Genomic DNA, 20,019 nt, shown 5'->3' with positions numbered 1-20,019 from the left:
ACCGCACACCACCATGTCCGACAAACCACGCAAGCTGCGCTCCACCGAATGGTTCGGCAGCGCCGACAAGAACGGCTTCATGTACCGCAGCTGGATGAAGAACCAGGGCATCCCGGACCACGCGTTCGACGGCCGCCCCATCATCGGCATCTGCAACACCTGGTCCGAGCTGACGCCCTGCAACGCGCACTTCCGCAAGCTGGCCGAACATGTCAAGAAGGGCGTGCTGGAAGCCGGCGGCTACCCGGTCGAATTCCCGGTGTTCTCCAACGGCGAGTCCAACCTGCGCCCCACCGCCATGCTCACGCGCAACCTGGCGTCGATGGACGTGGAGGAAGCGATTCGCGGCAACCCCATCGACGCGGTGGTGCTGCTGGTGGGCTGCGACAAGACCACACCCGCGCTGCTGATGGGCGCGGCCAGCTGCGACGTGCCGGCCATCGTGGTCACCGGCGGGCCCATGCTGAATGGCAAGCTCGAAGGCAAGAACATCGGCTCGGGCACGGCCGTGTGGCAACTGCACGAATCGCTCAAGGCCGGCGAGATCAACATGCACCAGTTCCTCGCGGCCGAGGGCGGCATGTCGCGTTCGGCCGGCACCTGCAACACCATGGGCACGGCGTCGACCATGGCCTGCATGGCCGAGGCGCTGGGCACCTCGCTGCCGCACAACGCGGCCATCCCCGCCGTGGACGCGCGCCGCTACGTGCTGGCCCACATGTCGGGCCGGCGCATCGTGGAGATGGCGCACGAAGACCTGCGCCTGTCCAAGATCCTCACGCGCGAGGCCTTCGAGAACGCGATCCGCACCAACGCCGCCATCGGCGGCTCGACCAACGCGGTGATCCACCTCAAGGCGATCGCCGGGCGCATCGGCGTGGAGCTGGAGCTGGACGACTGGACGCGCCTCGGCAAGGGCACGCCGACCGTGGTGGACCTGCAGCCCTCGGGCCGCTTCCTGATGGAGGAGTTCTACTACGCCGGCGGCCTGCCTGCCGTGCTGCGCCGCCTCGGTGAAAACAACCTGCTGCCCCACCCGAACGCGCTCACCGTCAACGGCAAGAGCCTGTGGGAGAACGTGGCCGACGCGCCGCAGTACAACGACGAGGTGATCCGCCCGCTGGACAACCCGCTGGTGCCCGACGGCGGCATCTGCGTGCTGCGCGGCAACCTGGCGCCGCGCGGGGCGGTGCTCAAGCCCTCGGCCGCCTCGCCGCACCTGCTGCAGCACCGCGGCCGCGCCGTGGTGTTCGAGAACCTGGAGCACTACAAGGAACGCATCGTCGACGAGGACCTGGACATCGACGAAACCTGCGTGATGGTGCTCAAGAACTGCGGCCCCATGGGCTACCCCGGCATGGCCGAGGTGGGCAACATGGGCCTGCCGCCCAAGCTGCTGCGCCGGGGCATCAAGGACATGGTGCGCATCTCCGACGCGCGCATGAGCGGCACCGCCTACGGCACCGTGGTGCTGCACGTGGCACCCGAGGCCGCCGCCGGTGGCCCGCTGGCCGCCGTGCGCGACGGCGACTTCATCGAACTCGACTGCACCACCGGCCGCCTGCACCTGGACATCAGCGACGAGGAACTGGCCGCGCGCCTGGCCCAGGTCACGCCGCCCGAACACCCCATGAACGGCGGCTACCAGCGCCTCTACGTCAACCACGTGCTGCAGGCCGACCAGGGCTGCGACTTCGAATTCCTCGTCGGCTGCCGCGGCTCGGCCGTGCCCCGCCATTCGCATTGAGAGAGACCATGACCGCTTCCGCCCGTGCGCCGCGCTACCGCGGCATCTTCCCGGTGGTGCCCACTACCTTCACCGAATCCGGCGAACTCGACCTGGCCAGCCAGAAACGCTGCCTCGATTTCATGATCGACGCCGGCGTCGACGGCCTGTGCATCCTGGCCAATTTCTCCGAGCAGTTCTCGCTCTCGGACGACGAGCGCGAAGTCCTCACGCGCACCTGCCTGGAACACGTGGCCGGCCGCGTGCCGGTGATCGTGACCACCACCCACTACGGCACCAGCGTCTGCGCGGCCCGCAGCCGCCGCGCGCAGGACATGGGCGCGGCCATGGTGATGATCATGCCGCCCTACCATGGCGCCACCTTCCGCGTGCCCGAAACACAGATCTTCGAGTTCTACGCCCGCGTGTCCGACGCCATCGGCATCCCGATCATGGTGCAGGACGCGCCGGCCAGCGGCACGGTGCTCTCGGCCCCGTTCCTCGCGCGCATGGCGGAACAGATCGAGCACCTGGCCTACTTCAAGATCGAGGTGCCGGGTGCGGCCAGCAAGCTGCGCGAGCTGATCCGCCTGGGCGGCGACGCCATCGAAGGACCGTGGGACGGCGAGGAAGCCATCACCCTGCTGGCCGACCTGGACGCGGGTGCCACCGGCGCCATGACCGGCGGCGCCTTTCCCGACGGCATCCGCCCCATCATCGAGGCGCACCGCAGCGGCGACATGGACCAGGCCTTCGCGCTCTACCAGCGCTGGCTGCCGCTGATCAACCACGAGAACCGCCAGGGCGGCATCCTGACCGCCAAGGCGCTGATGAAGGAAGGCGGCGTGATCGCCTGCGAGGCCGGGCGCCACCCCTTCCCGCCCATGCACCCCGAGGTGCGGCGCGGCCTGATCGACATCGCGCGCCGCCTTGATCCCCTCGTGCTCCGCTGGGGACGGTGAGATGCACGCCGCCCTGGCCAGCCCTCCTGCGCTGTTCGCTCTCGACTGGGGCACCAGCTCGCTGCGCGCCTACGCCCTGGGCCCAGGCGGCCAGGTGCTGGCTACCCGCCGCAGCGAACACGGTGTGATGAACCTGCCGGCCGGTGCCGGCATCGCCACGCCCGCGGAGGCCTTCGAGGCGGCGCTGCAGGGGTTGTGCGGCGACTGGCTGGCGGCCCATGCGGACACCCCGCTGATCGCCTGCGGCATGGTGGGCAGTGCCCAGGGCTGGCGCGAGGCGCGCTACCAGCCGTTGCCGGCCCGCGCCAGCGAGCTGGCCACGGCCATGACCGTGATCGCACGCCCTGGCGGCGAGCCCCTGCACGTGGTGCCCGGCCTGCTGCAGGCCGGCGAACTGCCCAATGTGATGCGCGGCGAAGAGACCCAGATCGCGGGCGTGCTGCAGAGCCTGGCCGACGAAGGCCGCACGCCGCCGCGCCTGCTGATCGGGCTGCCGGGCACCCACACCAAGTGGGCCTGGGTCGAGGACGGCGCCGTCGTGCGCTTCGAGACTTTCATGACCGGCGAGGTCTACGCCGCGCTGTCGCAGCACACCATCCTGGGCCGCACCATGGTGATGGGCGCGCCGCACGACGAACCCGCCTTCGCGCGCGGCCTGCGCGTGGCGCGCTCGCCCCTGGGCGCGCTGGGCGTGCTGTCCACCGTGTTCAGCGTGCGCACCCTGGGCCTCACCGGCCAGCTAACCGGCAGCGCCCAGCCCGACTACCTCTCGGGCCTGCTGATCGGGCACGAGGTGGCGGCGCTGGCACCCGGGCTGCAGGACCGCGCCCCGGTGGTGCTGTGCGGCGAGCCGCTGCTGTGCGTGCGCTACGCCACCGCGCTGGAAGCACAGGGCCATCCGGCACCCGAAATCCGCTCCGGCGTCACACCGCTGGGCCTGTGGCGCATCGCGCAGGCCGCCGGTCTGGCCGCCCCCTCCCCTGTCCGCCGTTGCGCATGAACCTTTCTTCCCTGTTCCACCAGACCCTGTCCACCCACGGGCTGATCGCCATCCTGCGCGGGCTGCGGCCCGACGAGGCGCGCGACATCGGCCTGGCCCTGCACGGCGCCGGCATCCGCCTGATCGAGGTGCCGTTGAACTCGCCCGAGCCGCTGCAGAGCATCCGCATCCTGCGCGACGCCTTGCCCGACGACACCCTGGTGGGCGCCGGCACGGTGCTGCAGCCCGAGGCCTGCGCCGACATCGCCGCCGCTGGCGGCCAGCTGGTGGTGATGCCGCACAGCGACCCGGCCGTCATCCGCGCGGCCAAGGCCCTGGACCTGGCCTGCGCACCCGGTGTGGCCACGCCCACCGAAGCCTTTGCCGCCCTCGCCGCGGGCGCCGACGTGCTCAAGATGTTCCCCGCCGAAACCCTCGGCCCCACGGGCCTGAAGGCCTGGCGTGCGGTGCTCACGCCGCCGGTGGCCATCGCGCCGGTGGGCGGCATCACGCCGGACGCGATCCAACCCTACCTCGCGGCCGGCGCCTCTGGCTTCGGCCTGGGCAGCGCGCTGTACCGGGCTGGTGACGACGCCGCCACCGTGGCGCAGCGGGCCACCGCCTTCGTCCGCGCCTGGCAGCAGGCCAGTGCCGCCGTTTGATCCACAGCCCCCATGAAAATCACCCGCCTCACCACCTTCATCGTCCCGCCGCGCTGGTGCTTCCTCAAGATCGAGACCGACGAGGGCATCGTCGGCTGGGGCGAGCCGGTGCTCGAAGGCCGCGCCCACACCGTCGCCGCCATGGTCGAAGAACTCGCCGACTACCTGATTGGCAAGGACCCGCGCCAGATCGAAGACCACTGGACCGTGATGTACCGCGCCGGCTTCTACCGCGGCGGCGGCATCCACATGAGCGCGCTCGCCGGCATCGACCAGGCCTTGTGGGACATCAAGGGCAAGGCGCTGGGCGTGAGCGTCTCGGACCTGCTGGGCGGCCAGGTGCGCGACCGCATTCGCGTCTACAGCTGGATCGGCGGCGACCGCCCGGCCGACACCGCCGCTGCCGCGCAGGCGGCCGTGGCGCGCGGCTTCACCGCGGTCAAGATGAACGGCACCGAAGAGCTGCAGTTCATCGACAGCCACGACAAGGTCGAGCGCTGCCTGGCCAACGTGGCCGCGGTGCGCGAGGCCGTGGGGCCGAACGTGGGCATCGGCGTGGACTTCCACGGCCGGGTGCACAAGCCCATGGCCAAGGTGCTGCTGCGCGAGCTGGCGCCCTACAACCTCATGTTCGTCGAGGAGCCGGTGCTCAGCGAACAACACGAGGCGCTCAAGGAACTGGCCCATGTGGCCACCATGCCCATCGCGCTGGGCGAGCGGCTGTACTCGCGCTGGGACTTCAAGCGCATCCTGTCCGAAGGCTATGTGGACATCGTCCAGCCCGACCCTTCACATGCCGGCGGCATCACCGAAACGCGCAAGATCGCGGCCATGGCCGAGGCCTACGACGTCGCGCTGGCACTGCACTGCCCGCTCGGCCCCATCGCCCTGGCGGCCAACCTGCAGATCGACGCGGGCTGCTACAACGCCTTCATCCAGGAGCAGAGCCTGGGCATTCACTACAACCAGGCCAACGACCTGCTGGACTACGTGAACAACCGCGAGGTGTTCGCCTACGAGGACGGCATGGTGAAGATTCCCACCGGCCCGGGCCTGGGCATCGAGGTCAACGAGGCCTATGTGCGCGAACGCGCGGCCGAGGGCCACCGCTGGCGCAACCCGGTCTGGCGCCACAAGGACGGCAGCTTCGCGGAGTGGTGAGACCGCGGCGCTGACAGGCGTTCAGGGCGCCAGCAGCTGGATGCGCCGCTGGATGCGCGCCGCCTCGTCCGCAGCGCCCGCGGTCTGGGCCTGTCGCAGCTGCACGCCCAGCCAGGCCAGCACCGGCCGGCGCCAGCCGCGCTGCGAAGCGGTTTCCACCGCGTCCGCCACCACCGCCGGTGACGCGGCCCCGCGCTGCAGCAGCACACCGGCCGCGATCAGGCGCGACAGCGGGTCCTCAATGTCGCCCAGGCTGGCCGGCGCGGTGCCCACCAGACCGCGGTGCGCGGGCGGCAGCAGCGCCGCATCGGCGGCCGTCGCCTGGCCGGCCAGGTAGCGCGCATAGGCCTGCTCGGCCGGCGCCGCGTCGGGTGCCAGCGCCTCGTAACCCGCGCAGGGCTCGAACACCAGCGCCGCCACGCGGGTGGCGCAGCGCGTCAGCTCCAGCCGCGCCAGCAGCGCCGGTTGCGCGGTGCGCGCCACCTCGCCGCGCGCGCGCAGGAACTCCACCTCTTCCACCTTGGTGTTGCCGCTGAGCCAGGCCTCGGCCGCGCGCTCGGCGCTGCTTTTGGCGTTCATCTGCCAGTCGGGCGGCGGCGGCGCGCTGCTGCAGGCCACCAGGAGCGAGGCACAGCAGAGCCAGAGGGCGCTTCGAAGTGTCATGTTCATTTGAGCTGGATTTCGGCGTCGCGCTTGAGCGGCCACAGGCGGTTGACCTCGTTGATCAGCGACTCCACCTTGCGCAGGCTGGCGTCGACCTCGGCGCGCAGCAGGTGCAGGTCGGTGGTGGCCTCACGGGTGTTGGCGGTGATGGCTTGCGCGTCGACCAGCAGCTGGTCCACCTTCTGAAGGCTGGTGCGGGCGTCCGCCAGCAGGCCGTCGAGCTGCTTCACCGTGCCGCGCGCGTCCTGCACCAGGCCACCCTGCGCGGTGCCGCCGGGGCCGGCACCCTGGCCGAACACCTGCTTGTCGGCGTTGGCCACCAGGCTGTCGAGCCGGCCGGTGAGCTGGTCCACCCGCGCCAGCAGCGTGTTGGCCCGGTCGATGGCCTCGACCACCTTCTTCGCGTCCGCCTCGTTGCCGAACAGCGCGCCCATCGCCCCCTGCGGCCCGTTGAGCTTCGCCGCCGTGCCCTGCAGATGCACCAGGCTCTGCGGCAGCGGCGCGTCGGCGTTCGTCAGGGCATTGAGGTTGCCAATCAACTCCTTGATGGACGCCACAATGCCCGGGATTTCGGCCGCCGCGTCGCCGCTGAGCACCTGGCGCACCGCGCCGTCTTCCAGCGGTGGATCGGTCAGCACGCCGCTGAAGGCCTTGATCTTGGTGCCACCCACCAGGGCCTTTTCCATGGTGAAGATGCTGGAGCTGCGCAGCCACTTCGCATCCTTCACCGGCACGTCCACCAGGATCTGCACATTGCCGTCCTCGGCCAGTTCGATGCGCCCCACGCGGCCGATGGCAAAGCCGGCGAAGGTGAGGTTCATGCCCACCGACACGCCCTCCGAGTCGGGCGCCACCAGCACCAGCCGCTGGGTGCGCTCAAAGGCGCCGCGCGCGTAGGCCACGTACAGCGCCGAGCCCACCACCAGCAACAGCAGGAAAGCGAGCAGCAGCGCCGCCTTGAACTCCAGGTTCTTCACCGGAGGCGGCGTGGGCTCCGGCGGCGGGACATGGTCGGCAGGGTTCATCGTTGAACGGTCCATGGATCAGTAGTAGTTGCCCAGCAGCGAGGTCACCTCCACCAGCAGCAGCACCGACAGCAGGCGCGCGAATTCGGAGATATCGCTCAGGCGGCCGAAACCGCCGGCCTCGTCGCGCCGCGCGCTGGCGGCCAGCGGCACGATGGCTACCGACAGGCTGAAGAACAGGGTCTTGAGGCTGAAGATGAGCACCACGGCCGGCTTGAACACCTGCCCGACCGCGAGTGTGTAGGCAGGCAGCGCCCAGTGCGAGAAGCCGTAGACATTGAAATAGGTGAGCACCAGGGCGATCACGCAGCTCACCGCCGCCAGCAGCAGCACCGAGAAGATGCCCCCCAGCGCGCGCGGCAGCAGCTCGGTGCGCAGCAGGGTCTGCTGCTCGTGCTGCACGCCGCTGCGGTGCTGTTGCGACAGCCGCCTGCGGATGCGCTGGGCCTCGGGCATGGTGTGGCGCAGCGCCACGAACATCGCGGCGTACAGCGGAATGATCTCCAGCACCAGGGTGCGCACCAGCACCTCCAGCGCGTACTGCGACAGCCCATAGCTGTAGGCGGTCGCGACCACGATACGGATCAGCACCAGGCTCAGCAGCGCCGACAGCGTGAGGAAGCCGGGCATCAGCGGTGTGGAGGCGCGGTAGATCTGCTGCAGCACCGCGCTGCGCTGCGCGCCCTGCGCGTAGCTCGACGGCGCCAGGGCCAGCACCATCACCTGCGCGCCCAGCAGCAGCACATGCCACCACGAAGCCCAGGAGGCCCGGACACGACGGCCCCAGCCGCCGAGCGAGCGGTCGAGGGCAGTGGAAACGAGCGGTGGACCGGACATTCGGGCGATGATAAAACGGGCCGCTGTAACTGGAGACAACAGGAGATTTCGCCCATGACCGCCAAGCCCCTGCCCCCGCTCGCTCCCGCCATCCGCCGCCAGACCATCGCCGACGCGCTGCACCGCACCGCCCGGCGCCTGCCGGCCAAGACCGCGATCACCTGCGGCGCCACCAGCTGGACCTACGCCGAATTCGACGCCCTGGTCACGCGGCTGGCGGCAGGTCTGCACCGGATCGGCGTGGGCGAAGGCGACAAGGTGGCGGTGCTGGCGCGCAACTCGCACGGCTTCGCGGCGCTGCGCTTCGCGCTGGCCCGCCGCGGCGCGGTGCTGGTGCCGATCAACTTCATGCTCAAGGCCGAAGAGGTGGCCTACATCCTGCGCCACGCCGGCGCCCGCACCCTGGCCACCGACAGCGGCCTGGCCGGCCTGGCGCGCGAAGCCTCGGCGCTGGAGACGCAGGTGCAGCAGTTCATCTGGCTGCCCAGCGAAGACCCCACCGAGCCGGCGCCGGGCATGCACCGCTTCGACGAGCTGACCGCCTGCACCGACCCGCTGCCGGCCGTGGGCACCAAGAGCCACGACCTGGCGCAGATCGTCTACACCAGCGGCACCGAGTCCATGCCCAAAGGAGCCATGCTCACGCACGACGCGGTGCTCTGGCAGTACGTCAGCTGCGTCATCAACGCCGAGGTGGCCGAAGCCGACCGCACGCTGCACGCCCTGCCCCTGTACCACTGCGCGCAGCTGGACGTGTTCTTCGGCCCCGCCATCTACATCGGCAGCCGCAACGTCATCACCGGCAAGCCCACGCCCGACCACCTGCTGGCGCTGCTGGAACAGCACCAGATCACCAGCTTCTTCGCACCGCCCACGGTCTGGATCGCGCTGCTGCGCTCACCGCTGTTCGACGCAGACAAGCTCAGGCACCTGGCCAAGGGCTACTACGGCGCGTCGATCATGCCGGTGGAAGTCTTGAAGGAACTGGCGGCGCGGCTGCCGAATGTTCGCCTGTGGAACCTCTACGGCCAGACCGAGATTGCGCCGCTGGCGACCATGCTGGCGCCCGAGGACCAGCTGCGCAAACCGGGCTCGTGCGGCAAGGCGGTGATCAACGTCGAAACCCGCGTGGTGAACGACGACATGCAGGACGTGGCCGTGGGCGAAGTCGGCGAGATCGTGCACCGCTCGCCGCACCTGATGCTCGGCTACTTCAACGACCCCGAAAAGACCGCCGCCAGCTTCAGCGGCGACTGGTTCCACAGCGGCGACCTGGCCACCATCGACGCCGAGGGCTACATCACCGTCGTCGACCGCAAGAAGGACATGATCAAGACCGGCGGCGAAAACGTCGCCAGCCGCGAGGTGGAAGAAATGATCTACCGCCTGCCCGCCGTGAGCGAAGTAGCGGTGATCGGACTGCCCGACCCGAAATGGGTGGAAGCGGTCACCGCCGTGATCGTGGTCAAGGCCGGACAGTCATTGACCGAGGATGAGGTGATGGCGCATTGCAGCGAACACATGGCGCATTTCAAATGCCCCAAGCGCGTGGTGTTCGCGGAGGCGCTGCCGAAGAATCCGAGCGGGAAGCTGTTGAAGCGGGAGTTGCGGCGGGCCTACACCAGCTGATCAATGCCCCCAATGGACGCCAACTGCAGCACTCGCGACCGCAGCCTTGTCATCGGACCGGTGATGCACAGGACCGTGTGAGTCGATCACCCATGTAGGCCGGTCAACACCCCGCGCAGAAACGAGGTCAGCGCGGCATCGGCCCGCAGCTCCTCCAGCAGACGCACCGCCTGCCGCAGGTCCCGCTCGGCCCCCAGCCGGGTCTGGACTTCGATGGCCGCCCGGGCGAGCCCCTTGGTGCGCCGGGCGGGCAGCAGGTCGCGCAGCATCTCGGCCGCATAGCGCGCCCGCTTGGCCTGGATGCGGACGCGGTGGCGCTCTTCCAGGTCTGCGGGCGCCTGGCGGCTGGCTTTCAGTGCGGCGTCCAGGCGGCGGCGCAGCTTGCGGATGCGCTTGCGCGCCCAGTGGGCGTCGCCTGCTTCCGCAGGGGTCTGCGCCGTGGCCAGTTGGAAGACCCCTTGCGCCAGTCCCAGCAGGGTCTGGCCGGTTTCCGGCGCGGCCAAGGCTTCCCGCAACCGTGCGCGCTGCGTCATGCGCGCTTCGTCGATGCGCTCAAGCGCGAGGTCGGCGATGTGCTGGCGCTCCGCATCTGCATCGACAAAGGCGGGCAGCCAGCGCCCCAGTGTGTCGACGCGCAGCACGTCCAGATCGCGCATGCGGCCCAGTTCCAGCAGCAGGGGCCGCAGACCGTCGGCTTCGGGCCGGGCGGGCAGCCAGGGCGCGAACAGCCGGACCCCACTGCGCCAGCGCCGCCAGCCGACGCGCGCCTGGTGCACCACCTCGGGGTCGTCCGACACCAGCACAGTCGCAAGGTTGCGGCTGAAGTGGTCGAAGCAGGCCGACAGCGCCTGGGCCCCCGCCTGCTGCGGCCCGGTGCCCGGCGACAGATGCAAAGCCTGGGCTGGAGAGGCTTCGCAGGGCAGGCCCTGCGCCAGCCGGTAGCCTCGCTCGGCCTTGCTCTGGTCAAAGGGCAAGACCGCCACCCCGGACGCGACCTGCTGCGCCAGATGGAACAGGGCCTCGGACGGCCCCTGCAGCAGCTCAAGTTCCAGCTCCAGAATCGGCTCGGAGCGGCCGCTGGCGACGATCTCGCCCACATCCAGCGCCACCTCGATGGTCGCGCCCTGGCAGCGGTGCAGGGTCCAGACGGTGCGTCGGCAGCGGGTCTCGAAGCACGGGGTCAACTGGCCGAACAGGCGGCCGTCGGGGTCCAGATCGGCCCAGGGCGTCTCGCGCAGCGCCGCCGGATCGAGCCGGCCGGAGGGCTGGCGGCTCTCCCACTCGCCACGGCGGCTCAAACCGCCCTGGGAAATGCCTGCCGACTTGAAGGTCTGCACCCATTCGCCGCGCACGGTCGCCGCGCTGGCGTTGGCGCGCCAGGGCGCGTCCGAGATGCAGCGCAGGCGCAGCGCGTGCCGTTGCTGGCGCAGTTGCCGGTCCGGCGTGTCGAAGTAGACGTTCCACAGCCAGTGTGTCGCCTGCCGCCGCCGCGCCAGCACACTGAGCCGGCGCAGCCGCTCTTCGATGGTCGAGGGCTGTGCCCCGGGCAGCAGCAGTTTGAGTTCGGTTTCTGCGTGGGACATGTGTGGGCACCTGAGAGATGTGGTGGACAGCCTACGCCGACAGGGCCCAGGCCACCGCGTCCCGCACCACCGCGTCGGCATGCGCTTGACGCCCGGCCAGGGCAGCCCGGATGACGGGGTCTTCGCCCTGCCGCAGCGCATTGCCCATCGCCACCGCGATGTTGCGCAACCAGCGCGCGTGCCCGACGCGGCGGATCGGGCTGCCCTCTGTGCGGTGCAGGAACTCCTCTTCGTTCCAGCCGAACAGCTCGACCAGCGTGGCGCCGCTGAGCCCTTCGCGCGGGTCGAAGTCGGGCAGCGGGCTGCGCTGGGCGAACTTGTTCCAGGGGCAGACGAGCTGGCAGTCGTCGCAGCCGTAGATGCGGTTGCCGATCAGCGGGCGCAGGTCTTCCGGAACCGGCCCTTCGTGTTCGATGGTGAGGTAAGAGATGCAACGGCGTGCGTCGAGACGGTACGGCGCGACGATGGCCTGCGTGGGGCAGGCGGCCATGCAGGCGCTGCAGGAGCCGCAGTGGTCGCTGACCGCTGCGGTGGGTGGCAGGGCGAGGTCGAGGTAGATCTCGCCGAGAAAAGCCATCGAGCCGCCCTCGCGGCTGAGGATCAGCGTGTGCTTGCCGCGCCAGCCCTGGCCGCTGCGGCGGGCAAGCTCGGCTTCGAGCACGGGCGCGGAGTCGGTGAACACACGGTGACCGAACGGGCCGACGGCGGTGGTGATGCGGTCGGCCAGCTGCTGCAGGCGGCTGCGCAGGACCTTGTGGTAGTCGCGCCCCCGGGCATAGACCGAGACGATGGCCTCGCCTGGGCGCTGCAGGCGGGCCAGTTCCTGTTCGGTCCAGTCCTCGGGCGTGTACCGTGGCAGGTAGTCCATGCGCGCGGTGATCACGCTCACGGTGCCGGGCACCAGCTCGGCCGGGCGCGCGCGCTTCATGCCGTGGCGCGCCATGTAGTCCATACCACCGTGAAATCCGGCCGACAACCAGGCCGAAAGGCCCGGTTCGGCGTCTGAAAGGTCGATACCGGCCACCCCGATTTGGGAGAATCCCAGTTCCCGGCCCCAGGCCTGTACCTGAGTGATCAGTTGAGCAGCATCGAATCCGGATCGCATCGTCCGCCCATTGTAGGAACGCCCTCCCCCGACGGCACGCGCTGGGAAGGCAGCTGGGTGGACGAAGCGGGCACCGCCGGCTTCGCGCAGCGGCTGGCCGCCAGCCCGGCGATCACCAACGCCACCCTCACCCTGGCCGGCGACCTCGGCGCCGGCAAGACCACCTTCGTGCGCCATCTGCTGCGGGCGCTGGGCGTGCAGGGCCGCATCAAGAGCCCGACCTATGCGGTGGTCGAGCCGCACCGCGCCGAGACCGGGCCGCACGGCCCTCTCAACGCCTGGCACTTCGACTTCTACCGCTTCGGCGACCCGCGCGAGTGGGAAGATGCCGGTTTCCGGGAACTGTTTGCGAGCACTGGCCTCAAGCTGGTGGAATGGCCCGAGCGCGCCGCCGGCCTCATGGGCGCGGTGGACGCGGCACTGACCATCGGGCCGGAGGAGGCGCCCGACGACGACACCGATTTCGCCGATGGCCTGCGCCTGGTGACGATGCAGGCCTTCACCGACACCGGCCGGCACCTGCTGGCCGCCCTGAACACATGACCCGACCGACGCCCCACCCCGACCGCCGCCGCCTGCTGCAGGCCGGCGCGCTGGTGCTGCTGATCGGCCCACCGCACCTGGCGCACGCGGGGCGCGTGGTGGCGGTGCGCATCTGGCCGGCGCAGGACTACACGCGCGTGACCATCGAGTCCGACGGCGAGCTCAAGGCGCAGAAGACCACGGTGGACCAGGCCCACCGCCTGGTGGTCGACATCGAGGGCATCGACCTCATTGAAGGCATGCGCGATCTGGTGGGCAAGCTGCAGAGCGACGACCCGAACATCGCGGCGATCCGCGTGACCCCGGTCAGCGCCAATGTCGCGCGGCTGACGGTGGACCTGAAAAAACCAATCAAGCCGCAGGTGTTCAACCTGGAACCGGTCGCCGCCTACGGCCACCGGCTGGTCCTCGACCTCTACCCGGTGCAGACGGTCGACCCCTTCGAGGAACTGATCCGCCAGCACACGGCCGCGGTCGACGAATCGGCTCAACGCGCCGCCGAGCTGCTGGGTGCCGAGCTGCGGGACATGCCAGCCACGCCAGCGGACGACCCGCTGGCCGACCTCATTGCCCGCCACGACAAACCGGCACCTCCCAAGGCACCCGGCGCCACCGCCGGCAAACCCGCCCCGGCCGGTGAGCCGAAGGCATCACCCGGCAAAAAAACCGAGCGACTCATCATCGTGGCGCTCGACCCCGGCCACGGCGGCGAAGACCCGGGCGCCATCGGCCCCGGTGGCACGCAGGAGAAGGACGTGGTGCTGCAGGTGGCCCACCGCCTGCGCGAGCGCATCAACGCGACCACGGTCAACGGCAACCCGATGCGGGCCTACATGACGCGCGACGCCGACTTCTTCGTGCCCCTGGGCACGCGGGTGAGAAAAGCGCAGCGGGTGCGCGCCGACCTGTTCATCAGCATCCACGCCGACGCCTTCATGACGCCACGGCCGCAGGGCGCGAGCATCTTTGCGCTCAGCACCAAGGGCGCCAGCAGCGCGGCCGCGCGCTGGATGGCGAACAAGGAAAACGCCGCCGACCTGGTGGGCGGCATCAACGTCAAGTCCAAGGACGTGACCGTAGCCCGCACGCTGCTGGACATGAGCACCACGGCCCAGATCAAGGACAGCCTCAAACTGGGCGGCGCGATGCTGGCCGAGGTAGGCCGCGTGGGCAAGCTGCACAAACCGCGGGTGGAACAGGCCGGCTTCGCGGTGCTCAAGGCGCCGGACATTCCCAGCGTGCTGGTGGAAACGGCCTTCATCAGCAACCCCGACGAAGAGGCCCGGCTGCGCAGCGAGGCCTACCAGAACCAGCTGGCCGATGCCCTGCTCAAGGGCATCGTCAAGTACTTCGCGGCGAATCCGCCGCTGGCGCGCAAGCAGCAGGCCTGATCAGGCCTGCCCCGCCGCAGCCCGGGCTTTCTCGGCCCTCGCGGCGCGCCAGCCGCCGAAGATGGCGATCAGGCCCGGCACGAAGATCAGCGCCCAGATGATCTTGGACAGGTTGGCCTGCACCCAGGGCAGGTTGCCGAAGAAGTAGCCCGCGGCCGTCAGGCCGATCACCCAGATGACGGCGCCCACCACGTTGTAGGCGGTGAACTTGCTGCGCGTCATCTCGGCCACGCCCGCCACGAAGGGCGCGAAGGTGCGGATGAAGGGCATGAAACGCGCCAGGATGATGGTCACGCCGCCGTAGCGCTCGTAGAAGTTGTGGGCCTGGTTGAAGGCGTTTTTGTTGAAGAAGCGCGAGTTCTCCCACTGGAACACCTTCGGGCCAAAGTAGCGCCCGATGCTGTAGTTGGTCTGGTCGCCCAGGATGGCGGCGGCCAGCATCAGACCCGCCGCGATCGACCAGTCCATCAGCCCGGCGCCGCACAGCGCACCCACGATGAACAGCAGCGAGTCGCCCGGCAGGAAGGGCATGACCACCAGGCCGGTCTCGACAAAGATGATGAGGAACAGCAGGGCATACACCCAGGCGCCGTAGGCTTGTACGAAGGCCTGCAGGTGCTTGTCCACGTGCAGGATGAAGTCGATCAGGTAGAGGGCGAAATCCATAGCCCGCGATTATCCCCGGGCGGTGCCCCACGCCTAGAATGCCCCGGGTGAACGCCCCCCTGCCCGCCCACCGCCGCCCCATCCGTGAACTTCCCGACGAGCTGATCAGCCAGATCGCGGCCGGCGAAGTGGTCGAACGCCCCGCGTCCGTGGTGCGCGAGCTGGTGGACAACGCGCTGGACGCCGGAGCCACGCAGATCACCGTGCGGCTGCAGGCCGGCGGCATCCGGCTCATCAGCGTGGAGGACGACGGCATCGGCATCCTGCGCGAGGAACTGCCCACCGCGCTCAAGCGCCACGCCACCAGCAAGATCGCCAGCCTGAACGACCTCGAAGCCGTGGACACCATGGGTTTCCGCGGCGAGGCACTGGCCGCCATCTGTTCCATCGCCGAGGTCTCGGTGCTGACCCGCACCGACGAAGGGGCCGCCCACGGCTGGCTGCTGGACGGCCGCAGCGGCGAGCTGCAACCCACCGCCCGCGCGCGCGGCACCACGGTCGAAGTGCGCGAGCTGTTCTTCGCCACGCCCGCGCGGCGCAAGTTCCTCAAGTCCGAAAGCACCGAGCTGGCCCACTGCATCGAGGCCGTTCGCCGCCACGCGCTGGCGCGGCCCGAGGTGGGCTTTGCCATCTGGCACGACGGCAAGCTGGTCGCACAGTGGCGCGCCGTGGCGCCCGACCTGGCCGGTGGCGAACATCTGCTGGACGCGCTGCGCCGCCGCCTGGCCGACGTGCTGGGTGAGGAGTTCATCGAAAACGCCGTGGCGGTGAACTGGCCGGCCAGCGATGTGCCGGGCGAAGAAGCCACCGCCGGCGGCCAGCAGCGCCTGCGCGTCTGGGGTTTTGCCGGCGTGCCCGACGCGGCCCGCTCGCGCGCCGACTGGCAGTTCGCCTACGTCAACGGCCGCTTCGTGCGCGACAAGGTCATCACCCACGCCGCCCGCAGCGCGTATGAAGACGTGCTGCACGGCCACCGCCAGCCGGTGTATGCGCTGTACGTGAGCATCGACCCGACGCGCGTTGACGTGAACGTGCACCCGACCAAGATCGAGGTGCGCTTCCGCGACAGCCGCGAGGTGCACCAGGCGGTGCGACACGCGGTGGAAGGGGCGCTGGCCGCGCCTCGCTCGGCGCAGACGCTGCCCGTCACTGGCCCACTTTCAGCGACGCCGACCGAAACGCCCGCTTCCACCTTCCTCGCCCCGGTGCCGCGCCAGCAGCCCCTGCCCTGGCGGCCCGAGGCGCCGCAGGCGGGCCAGCGTGTGAGCGACCTCGAAGCGCTCTGGCGCCCAGCCGAACGGATTGCGGCGCCGCTGGACGCGCCCGACATCCGCCGCGCCGAACCGGTGTTCGCACCTACCCCGGCCACGCAGGAAGCGCCCGCCCCCCTGCCCGATGGCGAATGGCCGCTGGGCCGCGCGGTCGCCCAGCTGCACGGCGTCTACATCCTGGCCGAGAACGCCCAGGGCCTGGTGGTGGTGGACATGCATGCGGCGCACGAGCGCATCGTCTACGAGCGCCTCAAGCAGCAGCTGGACGCGCACCAGATCGCCAGCCAGCCGCTGCTGATCCCGGCCACCTTCGCGGCCACGCCTGAAGAAGTCGCCACCGCCGAAACTGCAGCCGAGGTGCTGGCCCAGCTGGGGCTGGAGATCGTGCCGTTCTCGCCCAGGACCCTGGCCGTGCGCGCCGTGCCCACCACCCTGGCCGCCGGCGACCCGGTGGAGCTCGCCCGCAGCGTGCTCGCCGAACTCAGCCAGCACGACGCCAGCACGGTGGTGCAGCGCGCCCGCAACGAGCTGCTGGCCACCATGGCCTGCCACGGCGCGGTGCGCGCCAACCGCCGCCTGACCCTGGACGAGATGAACGCCCTGCTGCGCCAGATGGAAGTGACCGAGCGCAGCGACCAGTGCAACCACGGCCGGCCCACCTGGCGCCAGCTGGGCATGAAAGACCTGGACGCGCTGTTCCTGCGCGGCCGCTGACACACCGCACCAAACGCGAGCACAACCGAGGGAAAGCCCTCGGTTGTGCGGCTTTCGCTTGCACCATTAGTGGGCCTCACGCCGCATTCATGTGCCTTTTGGATCATGAAATGCGGGTTTTGCATACTCTCATGCACTTTTCTGGAGCATCACACGCATGAAATACGCCTCGGTCCACGACTTTCTTTCCCACGTTGAAGCCCGCAACCCGGGTCAGCCCGAGTTCCTGCAGGCGGTCACCGAGGTGATGGAAAGCCTCTGGCCCTTCATCGCCGCCCACCCCAAGTACGCCGAGCAAGGACTGCTCGACCGCCTGGTCGAGCCCGAGCGCGTGGTCATGTTCCGCGTCTCCTGGGTGGACGACCACGGCCAGGTGCAGGTCAACCGCGGCTACCGCATCCAGCACAGCATGGCGATCGGCCCCTACAAGGGCGGCATCCGCTTCCACCCCTCGGTGACGCTGTCGGTGCTCAAGTTCCTGGCCTTCGAGCAGACCTTCAAGAACGCGCTGACCACCCTTCCCATGGGCGGCGGCAAGGGCGGCTCGGACTTCGACCCCAAGGGCAAGAGCCCGGCCGAAGTCATGCGCTTCTGCCAGGCCTTCGTGATGGAGCTGTTCCGCCATGTGGGCCCGGACACCGACGTGCCGGCCGGCGACATCGGCGTGGGCGGCCGCGAGGTCGGCTACATGGCCGGCATGTACAAGAAGCTGGCCAACAGCGCGGCCAGCGTGTTCACCGGCAAGGGCCTGTCCTTCGGCGGCTCACTGGTCCGCCCCGAGGCCACCGGCTACGGCACGGTGTATTTCGCGGAAGAGATGCTCAAGACCCGCGGCAAGTCCTTCCAGGGCATGCGCGTCTCGGTGTCCGGCTCGGGCAACGTGGCGCAGTACGCCGTCGAGAAGGCCATGGCCCTGGGCGCCAAGGTGGTCACCGTCTCCGACTCCAGTGGCACCATCGTCGACGAAGACGGCTTCTCGCCCGAGAAGCTGGCCATCCTGATGGACGTGAAAAACCACCACTACGGCCGTGTGAGCGACTACGCAGAGCGCACCGGCGTGAAGTTCGAGGCCGGCAAACGCCCCTGGCACGTGCCGGTGGACGTGGCCCTGCCCTGCGCCACGCAGAACGAGCTGGACGAAGCCGATGCACGCACCCTGATCGCCAATGGTGTGCTCTGCGTGGCCGAAGGCGCCAACATGCCCTCCACCATCGAGGCCGCCAAGGCATTCGAAGCGGCCGGCGTGCTGTACGCACCGGGCAAGGCGTCGAACGCCGGCGGCGTGGCCACCTCGGGCCTGGAGATGAGCCAGAACGCCATGCGCCTGTCCTGGACGCGCGAAGAGGTGGACGCCCGCCTGCTGCAGATCATGCAGGGCATCCACGCCGCCTGCGTCAAGCACGGCCAGCGCGCCGATGGCAGCGTGAGCTACATCGACGGCGCCAACATCGCCGGCTTCGTCAAGGTGGCCGACGCCATGCTGGCGCAAGGCGTGGTCTGACGCTCAGGTGGTGTAGTCGCCGCTCGCCTCGGGCTGGAACAGGATGGCCGTCACCCGGGCCGAGCGGGGCTCGCCCTGCGGCGTGTGCCAGTGCGCGCGCCCACCGACGCGCAGCCCCAGCAGGCTGGCGCCCACCGGAGACAGCACCGAGATGAAGCCTTGGGCCGGCTCGGCGTCTTCGGGATAACACAGGGTGAGCTTGCGAGGCGCCGTTTCGCCCGCTTCGAGGATTTCGATCTGCGAATACATGGTCACCACGTCGGCAGGCACCTCGGGTGAGGGCACCTGCTCGGCCAGATCAAGCGCGTCGGGCAGACCAGCGGGCATGCGGTGGGCGCCCAGCTTGTGCAGGCGGACGAGATCAAGCTCGGTGACGATGCGGTCACCACGGGAAAACAGGGACATGTCGGCTCCAGAAAAGGCCCGTCCCGGCCGAGCAGGCGGGGGAACGGCTATGCGCTCTGGTCGAGGGGCCCGGCGATCGCGCGTGGCGCGGATGAGTGGGAGAGGAAGGGGATCGCCGGGCTCAGGAATGTGCGGCCGTCGCGCCACCACCTGAGGTGTGGACGGGCACGCGCACACCCGGTTCCGTCGCAAGAGGCGACAGAACGCGACACGGGGTCGTCGGGTGGTGGATGCGCAGCATGGGCGGCAATGTAGGCAGGACGGGCGCCCGTGTCAACCGGTGAGTGCCCGGCGGCGACCGGCCGGCGCGCCGGCAGTGAACTTTCCACCGGCCCGGAGGATCGTGTAAGCCCATGAAACGCCTGATCGCCCTCGTCCTGCTCTCGGCCGCCGTGCTGGCCGGTTGCGCCACCCTCGACGAACGCCAGCGCGGCTGGATCTTCCAGCCCTCGGACCGCAGCTGGTGGCGCGGCGAAGAGGCGGCCCAGGGCATGCAGGACGTGTGGATCGAATTCCAGTCGCAGGAAACCGGCCAGCCGGTGAAGCTGCATGGCCTGTGGAGCGCGCACGAGCGCTTCGCGAGCGACCCCAAGGCCCCCGTGCTGCTCTACCTGCACGGAGCGCGCTTCAACGTGGTCGGCTCGGCGTTCCGCGCGCGGCGCATGCAGGAGCTGGGCTTCTCGGTGCTGGCGGTGGACTACCGTGGCTTCGGCAAGAGCACCAACACCCTGCCCTCGGAAACCATGGCCTACGAGGATGCGCGCGCCGCCTGGGACTGGCTGGCCCGGCAGTACCCCGACCGGCCGCGCTACATCTTCGGCCACTCGCTGGGCGGCGCGATTGCCATCGACCTGGCGGCCCAGGTGCAGGACGAGGCGGGCACCCTGGTCGAGGGCACCTTCACTTCTATTCCCGACGTGGTCAGTTCCTACAAGTGGGGCTGGTTGCCGGTCGGCCCGCTGATCACCCAGCGCTTCGAGACCGTGGAGCGGGTCAAGAGGATCGGCTCGCCGCTGCTGGTGGTGCACGGCAGCGAGGACCGCACCATTGCGCCGGAACTGGGCCGCCAGTTGTTCGAGGCCGCCACGGGCCCGAAACGCTTCGAGCTGGTGGAGGGCGGGTCGCACCACAACACCAACGCGGTGGGGCAGCCGCAGTACCGCACCGCCTTGGCCGAGCTGTTCGGAATGAAGTGA

The 20,019-nt window shown here is 69.7% G+C and carries 18 protein-coding genes; 11 read left to right on the top strand and 7 right to left on the bottom strand.

Annotated features, from left to right (window positions below; translation table 11 throughout):
• Window positions 1-13: 13 nt before the first annotated feature.
• From BC358_RS11870 to dgoD, 5 genes are read left to right on the top strand one after another with little or no spacing between them, the layout of a single operon-like run.
• Complete coding sequence (locus BC358_RS11870; RefSeq protein WP_079365983.1) at window positions 14-1,747, top strand: IlvD/Edd family dehydratase; 1,734 nt, start codon at window positions 14-16, stop codon at window positions 1,745-1,747.
• Between the two features lie 8 nt (window positions 1,748-1,755).
• Entirely contained in the window at window positions 1,756-2,688 is a 933-nt protein-coding gene (locus BC358_RS11865; RefSeq protein WP_079365982.1) for a dihydrodipicolinate synthase family protein, read from the top strand.
• A gap of 1 nt (window position 2,689) precedes the next feature.
• Window positions 2,690-3,688: a 2-dehydro-3-deoxygalactonokinase gene (locus BC358_RS11860; RefSeq protein WP_079365981.1), complete on the top strand. Its 999-nt coding sequence runs from the start codon at window positions 2,690-2,692 to the stop codon at window positions 3,686-3,688.
• Window positions 3,685-4,329 (top strand): 2-dehydro-3-deoxy-6-phosphogalactonate aldolase, encoded by a 645-nt coding sequence (locus BC358_RS11855; protein WP_079365980.1) that lies wholly within the window; start codon window positions 3,685-3,687, stop codon window positions 4,327-4,329. Before BC358_RS11860 ends, BC358_RS11855 begins: the two co-directional genes overlap by 4 nt.
• A gap of 12 nt (window positions 4,330-4,341) precedes the next feature.
• Window positions 4,342-5,490, top strand: coding sequence for a galactonate dehydratase (dgoD, locus tag BC358_RS11850; protein ID WP_079365979.1), 1,149 nt, complete (start codon window positions 4,342-4,344; stop codon window positions 5,488-5,490).
• Between the two features lie 21 nt (window positions 5,491-5,511).
• Here dgoD and BC358_RS11845 read toward each other — a convergent pair whose 3' ends face one another.
• Genes BC358_RS11845 through BC358_RS11835 form a run of 3 tightly spaced genes read right to left on the bottom strand, consistent with a single transcriptional unit; the run spans window position 5,512 to window position 8,015 of the window.
• On the bottom strand, window positions 5,512-6,153 hold the full coding sequence (locus tag BC358_RS11845; RefSeq protein ID WP_079365978.1) for a hypothetical protein: 642 nt from the start codon (window positions 6,151-6,153) through the stop codon (window positions 5,512-5,514).
• A 2-nt stretch (window positions 6,154-6,155) separates the two neighbouring features.
• The gene (locus BC358_RS11840) at window positions 6,156-7,178 is read right to left on the bottom strand and encodes an MlaD family protein (RefSeq protein ID WP_079365977.1); all 1,023 of its coding nucleotides are present in this window, start codon (window positions 7,176-7,178) and stop codon (window positions 6,156-6,158) included.
• 18 nt (window positions 7,179-7,196) lie between these two features.
• Window positions 7,197-8,015, bottom strand: coding sequence for an ABC transporter permease (locus BC358_RS11835; protein ID WP_079365976.1), 819 nt, complete (start codon window positions 8,013-8,015; stop codon window positions 7,197-7,199).
• A 54-nt stretch (window positions 8,016-8,069) separates the two neighbouring features.
• Between BC358_RS11835 and BC358_RS11830 the strand changes: the two genes are divergently transcribed.
• Window positions 8,070-9,644 (top strand): acyl-CoA synthetase, encoded by a 1,575-nt coding sequence (locus BC358_RS11830; RefSeq protein WP_079365975.1) that lies wholly within the window; start codon window positions 8,070-8,072, stop codon window positions 9,642-9,644.
• 86 nt (window positions 9,645-9,730) lie between these two features.
• On the opposite strand, the gene BC358_RS11825 is transcribed toward BC358_RS11830, so the two are convergent.
• On the bottom strand, window positions 9,731-11,227 hold the full coding sequence (locus BC358_RS11825; protein ID WP_179130065.1) for a CYTH and CHAD domain-containing protein: 1,497 nt from the start codon (window positions 11,225-11,227) through the stop codon (window positions 9,731-9,733).
• 31 nt (window positions 11,228-11,258) lie between these two features.
• On the bottom strand, window positions 11,259-12,332 hold the full coding sequence (gene queG / locus BC358_RS11820) for a tRNA epoxyqueuosine(34) reductase QueG (RefSeq protein WP_079366216.1): 1,074 nt from the start codon (window positions 12,330-12,332) through the stop codon (window positions 11,259-11,261).
• On the opposite strand from queG, the gene tsaE reads away from it, so the two are divergent.
• Together tsaE and BC358_RS11810 are read left to right on the top strand one after the other, a co-directional pair.
• Window positions 12,315-12,875, top strand: coding sequence for a tRNA (adenosine(37)-N6)-threonylcarbamoyltransferase complex ATPase subunit type 1 TsaE (gene tsaE, locus BC358_RS11815; RefSeq protein WP_079366215.1), 561 nt, complete (start codon window positions 12,315-12,317; stop codon window positions 12,873-12,875). The two genes, queG and tsaE, sit on opposite strands and share 18 nt — an antisense overlap.
• Entirely contained in the window at window positions 12,872-14,266 is a 1,395-nt protein-coding gene (locus BC358_RS11810; protein ID WP_079365973.1) for an N-acetylmuramoyl-L-alanine amidase, read from the top strand. The genes tsaE and BC358_RS11810 overlap by 4 nt, the downstream gene beginning before the upstream one ends.
• On the opposite strand, the gene BC358_RS11805 is transcribed toward BC358_RS11810, so the two are convergent.
• The gene (locus BC358_RS11805; protein WP_079365972.1) at window positions 14,267-14,932 is read right to left on the bottom strand and encodes a DedA family protein; all 666 of its coding nucleotides are present in this window, start codon (window positions 14,930-14,932) and stop codon (window positions 14,267-14,269) included.
• 38 nt (window positions 14,933-14,970) lie between these two features.
• Here BC358_RS11805 and mutL point away from each other — a divergent pair, with 38 nt between their 5' ends.
• On the top strand, window positions 14,971-16,917 hold the full coding sequence (gene mutL / locus BC358_RS11800) for a DNA mismatch repair endonuclease MutL (protein WP_079365971.1): 1,947 nt from the start codon (window positions 14,971-14,973) through the stop codon (window positions 16,915-16,917).
• A gap of 157 nt (window positions 16,918-17,074) precedes the next feature.
• Entirely contained in the window at window positions 17,075-18,418 is a 1,344-nt protein-coding gene (gene gdhA, locus BC358_RS11795) for an NADP-specific glutamate dehydrogenase (RefSeq protein WP_066150724.1), read from the top strand.
• A 3-nt stretch (window positions 18,419-18,421) separates the two neighbouring features.
• Here gdhA and BC358_RS11790 read toward each other — a convergent pair whose 3' ends face one another.
• Window positions 18,422-18,823: a GreA/GreB family elongation factor gene (locus tag BC358_RS11790; RefSeq protein ID WP_079365970.1), complete on the bottom strand. Its 402-nt coding sequence runs from the start codon at window positions 18,821-18,823 to the stop codon at window positions 18,422-18,424.
• A gap of 353 nt (window positions 18,824-19,176) precedes the next feature.
• Here BC358_RS11790 and BC358_RS11785 point away from each other — a divergent pair, with 353 nt between their 5' ends.
• The gene (locus BC358_RS11785; RefSeq protein WP_079365969.1) at window positions 19,177-20,019 is read left to right on the top strand and encodes an alpha/beta hydrolase; all 843 of its coding nucleotides are present in this window, start codon (window positions 19,177-19,179) and stop codon (window positions 20,017-20,019) included.

It is taken from the genome of Hydrogenophaga sp. H7 (assembly GCF_002025745.1).
Taxonomy (GTDB): Bacteria; Pseudomonadota; Gammaproteobacteria; order Burkholderiales; family Burkholderiaceae_C; genus Hydrogenophaga; species Hydrogenophaga pseudoflava.
The sequence above is the reverse complement of the archived record's forward strand: the minus strand, read 5'-3'. Positions and strand labels throughout refer to the sequence as shown.

What these genes read in the sequence shown, in the direction of transcription:
- BC358_RS11790 (WP_079365970.1), bottom strand. Translation starts at nt 18,823, where the DNA reads ATGTCCCTGTTTTCCCGTGGTGACCGCATCGTCACCGAGCTTGATCTC.
- BC358_RS11825 (WP_179130065.1), bottom strand. Translation starts at nt 11,227, where the DNA reads ATGTCCCACGCAGAAACCGAACTCAAACTGCTGCTGCCCGGGGCACAG.
- BC358_RS11835 (WP_079365976.1), bottom strand. Translation starts at nt 8,015, where the DNA reads ATGTCCGGTCCACCGCTCGTTTCCACTGCCCTCGACCGCTCGCTCGGC.
- BC358_RS11870 (WP_079365983.1), top strand. Translation starts at nt 14, where the DNA reads ATGTCCGACAAACCACGCAAGCTGCGCTCCACCGAATGGTTCGGCAGC.
- BC358_RS11805 (WP_079365972.1), bottom strand. Translation starts at nt 14,932, where the DNA reads ATGGATTTCGCCCTCTACCTGATCGACTTCATCCTGCACGTGGACAAG.
- BC358_RS11845 (WP_079365978.1), bottom strand. Translation starts at nt 6,153, where the DNA reads ATGACACTTCGAAGCGCCCTCTGGCTCTGCTGTGCCTCGCTCCTGGTG.
- mutL (WP_079365971.1), top strand. Translation starts at nt 14,971, where the DNA reads ATGCCCCGGGTGAACGCCCCCCTGCCCGCCCACCGCCGCCCCATCCGT.
- queG (WP_079366216.1), bottom strand. Translation starts at nt 12,332, where the DNA reads ATGCGATCCGGATTCGATGCTGCTCAACTGATCACTCAGGTACAGGCC.
- BC358_RS11810 (WP_079365973.1), top strand. Translation starts at nt 12,872, where the DNA reads ATGACCCGACCGACGCCCCACCCCGACCGCCGCCGCCTGCTGCAGGCC.
- BC358_RS11865 (WP_079365982.1), top strand. Translation starts at nt 1,756, where the DNA reads ATGACCGCTTCCGCCCGTGCGCCGCGCTACCGCGGCATCTTCCCGGTG.
- BC358_RS11840 (WP_079365977.1), bottom strand. Translation starts at nt 7,178, where the DNA reads ATGAACCCTGCCGACCATGTCCCGCCGCCGGAGCCCACGCCGCCTCCG.
- BC358_RS11855 (WP_079365980.1), top strand. Translation starts at nt 3,685, where the DNA reads ATGAACCTTTCTTCCCTGTTCCACCAGACCCTGTCCACCCACGGGCTG.
- dgoD (WP_079365979.1), top strand. Translation starts at nt 4,342, where the DNA reads ATGAAAATCACCCGCCTCACCACCTTCATCGTCCCGCCGCGCTGGTGC.
- BC358_RS11830 (WP_079365975.1), top strand. Translation starts at nt 8,070, where the DNA reads ATGACCGCCAAGCCCCTGCCCCCGCTCGCTCCCGCCATCCGCCGCCAG.
- BC358_RS11785 (WP_079365969.1), top strand. Translation starts at nt 19,177, where the DNA reads ATGAAACGCCTGATCGCCCTCGTCCTGCTCTCGGCCGCCGTGCTGGCC.
- BC358_RS11860 (WP_079365981.1), top strand. Translation starts at nt 2,690, where the DNA reads ATGCACGCCGCCCTGGCCAGCCCTCCTGCGCTGTTCGCTCTCGACTGG.
- gdhA (WP_066150724.1), top strand. Translation starts at nt 17,075, where the DNA reads ATGAAATACGCCTCGGTCCACGACTTTCTTTCCCACGTTGAAGCCCGC.